2 tRNA genes and 3 rRNA genes are annotated in these 5,457 nt (G+C 45.5%); all 5 read left to right on the top strand.

The features are described 5' to 3' along the window. Nucleotides 1-2 precede the first annotated feature (2 nt). The 5 genes from CVS91_RS10050 (at nt 3) to rrf (ending at nt 5,362) form a co-directional block, all read left to right on the top strand. Nucleotides 3-1,513 (top strand): 16S ribosomal RNA (locus tag CVS91_RS10050). Nucleotides 1,514-1,607: 94 nt separating this feature from the next. Continuing rightward, nucleotides 1,608-1,684: transfer RNA gene (locus CVS91_RS10045), tRNA-Ile, on the top strand. Nucleotides 1,685-1,696: 12 nt separating this feature from the next. After that, a tRNA-Ala gene (locus CVS91_RS10040) sits at nt 1,697-1,772 on the top strand. Between the two features lie 433 nt (nt 1,773-2,205). Next, nucleotides 2,206-5,110: ribosomal RNA gene (locus CVS91_RS10035) — 23S ribosomal RNA — on the top strand. A 133-nt stretch (nt 5,111-5,243) separates the two neighbouring features. Continuing rightward, a 5S ribosomal RNA gene (gene rrf, locus CVS91_RS10030) occupies nt 5,244-5,362 on the top strand. Together the 16S, 23S and 5S rRNA genes with 2 tRNA genes alongside form the textbook arrangement of a ribosomal RNA operon. The last annotated feature ends 95 nt before the right edge of the window (nt 5,363-5,457 follow it).

Here is a 5,457-nt window from a genome sequence, read left to right as displayed (position 1 = left end):
TTAATATGGAGAGTTTGATCCTGGCTCAGAGTGAACGCTGGCGGCGTGCCTAATACATGCAAGTCGAACGGACGAGTAAGAGCTTGCTCTTATGAGTTAGTGGCGCACGGGTGAGTAATGTATAGCTAATCTGCCCTACACTAGAGGACAACAGTTGGAAACGACTGCTAATACTCTATACACCTCTCTAGCATAAGTTAGATAGGGAAAGTTTTTCGGTGTAGGATGAGGCTATATTGTATCAGCTAGTTGGTGAGGTAATGGCTCACCAAGGCTATGACGCATAACTGGTCTGAGAGGATGATCAGTCACACTGGAACTGAGACACGGTCCAGACTCCTACGGGAGGCAGCAGTAGGGAATATTGCTCAATGGGGGAAACCCTGAAGCAGCAACGCCGCGTGGAGGATGACACTTTTCGGAGCGTAAACTCCTTTTGTTAGGGAAGAACAATGACGGTACCTAACGAATAAGCACCGGCTAACTCCGTGCCAGCAGCCGCGGTAATACGGAGGGTGCAAGCGTTACTCGGAATCACTGGGCGTAAAGGACGCGTAGGCGGATTATCAAGTCTCTTGTGAAATCCTATGGCTTAACCATAGAACTGCTTGGGAAACTGATAATCTAGAGTGAGGGAGAGGCAGATGGAATTGGTGGTGTAGGGGTAAAATCCGTAGAGATCACCAGGAATACCCATTGCGAAGGCGATCTGCTGGAACTCAACTGACGCTAATGCGTGAAAGCGTGGGGAGCAAACAGGATTAGATACCCTGGTAGTCCACGCCCTAAACGATGTATACTAGTTGTTGCTAAGCTAGTCTTGGCAGTAATGCACCTAACGGATTAAGTATACCGCCTGGGGAGTACGGTCGCAAGATTAAAACTCAAAGGAATAGACGGGGACCCGCACAAGCGGTGGAGCATGTGGTTTAATTCGAAGATACGCGAAGAACCTTACCCGGACTTGATATCTAACAAATCATCTAGAGATAGAAGAGTGTCTGCTTGCAGAAATGTTAAGACAGGTGCTGCACGGCTGTCGTCAGCTCGTGTCGTGAGATGTTGGGTTAAGTCCCGCAACGAGCGCAACCCACGTCATTAGTTGCTAACAGTTCGGCTGAGCACTCTAATGAGACTGCCTTCGTAAGGAGGAGGAAGGTGTGGACGACGTCAAGTCATCATGGCCCTTATGTCCGGGGCGACACACGTGCTACAATGGCATATACAATGAGAAGCAATATCGCGAGATGGAGCAAATCTATAAAATATGTCCCAGTTCGGATTGGAGTCTGCAACTCGACTCCATGAAGCCGGAATCGCTAGTAATCGTAGATCAGCCATGCTACGGTGAATACGTTCCCGGGTCTTGTACTCACCGCCCGTCACACCATGGGAGTTGATTTCACTCGAAGCCGGAATACTAAATTAGTTACCGTCCACAGTGGAATCAGCGACTGGGGTGAAGTCGTAACAAGGTAACCGTAGGAGAACCTGCGGTTGGATCACCTCCTTTCTAGAGTACATATAGATATTCTCTCACAAGATATCTATAAGAAAGATATTCTCAATCATCCTTGTTTAGTTTTGAAAGATTGATAGACCTATAGGGGCCTATAGCTCAGCTGGTTAGAGTGCACCCCTGATAAGGGTGAGGTCACAAGTTCAAGTCTTGTTAGGCCCACCAGAGAATTTAATTGGGGAATTAGCTCAGCTGGGAGAGCGCCTGCTTTGCACGCAGGAGGTCAGCGGTTCGATCCCGCTATTCTCCACCATAAAATAGTTTAACAGTAAAAGTCTATATTAAGTGTTTTTAGAAACATTTACTTTAGACTTTTAAGCGTCTTAATCTTTATTGATTATGAAGTTGCCTAAAGCAACTTTGTGCTTTAGGGGTTTCCAAAGGGTGCAACTCTTTGGTCGTAAAGACTAGCTTGCTAGTCTGCGAAGTCTAAATGTTCTTTTAATTAATATTGTTAATAGTCACAAGCAAGTTTTAAAAACAATTTTACAGGACTTGTTAAAGATTTAAATTTCTAATCTCTTTGCATTTAATGCAAAAGTTTGACATCACAATCTATTTAGGATTTAAAACTTATCTAAATAGTAGTCAATGCTTTCCGTCTTGAGAGCTAGAATTTAAATATAGTAACATAAAGTTATCTTTAACAAGGAAGTGATGCGAATTAGAATAATCTAATATAGAAAAGGTAAGCTACAAAGAGCAAGTGGTGGATGCCTTGGCTAGTAGAGGCGATGAAAGACGTGCCAGGCTGCGATAAGTCTCGGGGAGCCGTCAAGGGGCTTTGATCCGGGAATTTCTGAATGGGGCAACCCAACTAATAGAGATATTAGTTACCGTATAACGGAGCGAACGAGGGGAATTGAAACATCTTAGTACCCTCAGGAAAAGAAATCAAAAGAGATTACGCTAGTAGCGGCGAGCGAACGCGTAAGAGGGCAAACCACTAGTTTACTAGTGGGGTTGTAGGACTGCAATATAGACTAAACTTAGCTAATAGAACAACCTGGAAAGGTTAGGCACAGAGGGTGATACCCCCGTATATGAAAGCTTTGTTTTACTTAGCAGTATCCTGAGTAGGGCGGAACACGTGATATTCTGTCTGAAGCTGGGTAGACCACTATCCAACCCTAAATACTACTACTAGACCGATAGTGCACAAGTACCGTGAGGGAAAGGTGAAAAGAACTGAGGTGATCAGAGTGAAATAGAACCTGAAACCATTTGCTTACAATCATTCAGAGCCCTATGATTTATCAGGGTGATGGACTGCCTTTTGCATAATGAGCCTGCGAGTTGTGATGTCTGGCAAGGTTAAGGAAACCCGGAGCCGTAGCGAAAGCGAGTCTTAATAGGGCGTTTAGTCAGACGTTGCAGACCCGAAACGATGTGATCTATCCATGAGCAGGTTGAAACCGGTGTAAGAGCCGGTGGAGGACCGAACCCGCTAGCGTTGAAAAGCTATGGGATGACTTGTGGATAGGGGTGAAAGGCCAATCAAACATCGTGATAGCTGGTTCTCTCCGAAATATATTTAGGTATAGCGTCATGTAGTAACACTAGGGGGTAGAGCACTGAATGGGCTAGGGCATACACCAATGTACCAAACCCTATCAAACTCCGAATACCTAGTGTGTAATCATGGCAGTCAGGCGGCGAGTGATAAAATCCGTCGTCGAGAGGGGAACAACCCAGACTAACAGCTAAGGTCCCTAAATCTCATTTAAGTGGAAAACGATGTGGAGTTACTTAAACAACCAGGAGGTTGGCTTAGAAGCAGCCATCCTTTAAAGAAAGCGTAATAGCTCACTGGTCTAGTGATTCTGCGCGGAAAATATAACGGGGCTAAAATGAGTACCGAAGCTTTAGACTTAGTTTTACTAAGTGGTAGGAGAGCGTTGTATTTGCGTTGAAGGTATACCGGTAAGGAGTGCTGGAGCGAATACAAGTGAGCATGCAGGCATGAGTAGCGATAATTGGGGTGAGAATCCCCAACGCCGTAAACCCAAGGTTTCCTACGCGATGCTCGTCATCGTAGGGTTAGCCGGGTCCTAAGCAAAGTCCGAAAGGGGTATGCGATGGAAAATTGGTTAATATTCCAATGCCAACTATAATGTGCGATGGAAGGACGCTTAGAGTTAGAGGAGCCAGCGGATGGTAGTGCTGGTCGAAAGGTGCAGGTTGGAATTCAGGCAAATCCGAATTCCTTTAAGCCGAGGCCTTACAGGTGCGTGAAGTTCTTCGGAATGAATCGTAAATCCTTGATACTGTCGAGCCAAGAAAAGTTTCTAAGTTTAGTTATAGTTGCCCGTACCGTAAACCGACACAGGTGGGTGGGATGAGTATTCTAAGGCGCGTGGAAGAACTCTCTTCAAGGAACTCTGCAAAATAGCACCGTATCTTCGGTATAAGGTGTGCCTAACTTTGTGAAGGATTTACTCCGTAAGCATTGAAGGTTACAACAAAGAGTCCCTCCCGACTGTTTACCAAAAACACAGCACTCTGCTAACTCGTAAGAGGATGTATAGGGTGTGACGCCTGCCCGGTGCTCGAAGGTTAATTGATGACGTTAGCTCTGCGAAGCGTTTGATCGAAGCCCGAGTAAACGGCGGCCGTAACTATAACGGTCCTAAGGTAGCGAAATTCCTTGTCGATTAAATATCGACCTGCATGAATGGCGTAACGAGATGGGAGCTGTCTCGAAGAGGGATCCAGTGAAATTGTAGTGGAGGTGAAAATTCCTCCTACCCGCGGCAAGACGGAAAGACCCCGTGGACCTTTACTACAGCTTGACACTGCTATTGGGATAAAAATGTGCAGGATAGGCGGGAGGCTTTGATCCATAGACGCCAGTTTATGGTGAGCCATTGTTGAGATACCGCTCTTTTTTATTCTGATAGCTAACTAGCTTGAGTTATCCTCAAGTAGGACAATGTCTGGTGGGTAGTTTGACTGGGGCGGTCGCCTCCCAAAATGTAACGGAGGCTTACAAAGGTTGGCTCAGAACGGTTGGAAATCGTTCGTAGAGTATAAAGGCATAAGCCAGCTTAACTGCGAGACATACACGTCAAGCAGAGACGAAAGTCGGTCTTAGTGATCCGGTGGTTCTGTGTGGAAGGGCCATCGCTCAAAGGATAAAAGGTACCCCGGGGATAACAGGCTGATCTCCCCCAAGAGCTCACATCGACGGGGAGGTTTGGCACCTCGATGTCGGCTCATCGCATCCTGGGGCTGGAGCAGGTCCCAAGGGTATGGCTGTTCGCCATTTAAAGCGGTACGCGAGCTGGGTTCAGAACGTCGTGAGACAGTTCGGTCCCTATCTGCCGTGGGCGCAAGAAGATTGAGGAGAGTTGACCCTAGTACGAGAGGACCGGGTCGAACCAACCACTGGTGTACGAGTTGTCCTGCCAAGGGCACCGCTCGGTAGCTATGTTGGGATGTGATAACTGCTGAAAGCATCTAAGCAGGAAGCCAACTCCAAGATGAATCTTCTTTTAAGAGCTCATATAGACTATGTGTTTGATAGGCTGGGTGTGTAATGGATGAAAGTCCTTTAGCTGACCAGTACTAATAGCTCGTCTGCTTATCTTTTAATAAGCATCACTTCCTTGTTAAGGATAAAAACTTAATAAGATATGTTTTTATAAAACTTTGTTTATGACTTTTAACTTTATCTAGTAGTGTTAAATAAGAGATTTAGCTATTGTATCTTTTATTTAACACTGCCCGTGACTATACAGACGAGGAAACGCCTTGCTCCATCTCGAACCAAGAAGCTAAGCTCGTCCTGGCTGATGATACTCTCCCTTACTGGGATGTTGGAAAAGTAGGTCGTTGCGGGCTTTGTTGTTTGTCTGCTTTAATTCTTATATTATTAATCTTGGTTTTTTATAATTGTTGCTTTCTGTCTAAGTGTAAAGTATTAGTTTTTATTTTTT

It is taken from the genome of Campylobacter concisus (genome assembly GCF_003048985.1).
Taxonomy (GTDB): domain Bacteria; phylum Campylobacterota; class Campylobacteria; order Campylobacterales; family Campylobacteraceae; genus Campylobacter_A; species Campylobacter_A concisus_AY.
The sequence above is the reverse complement of the archived record's forward strand: the minus strand, read 5'-3'. Positions and strand labels throughout refer to the sequence as shown.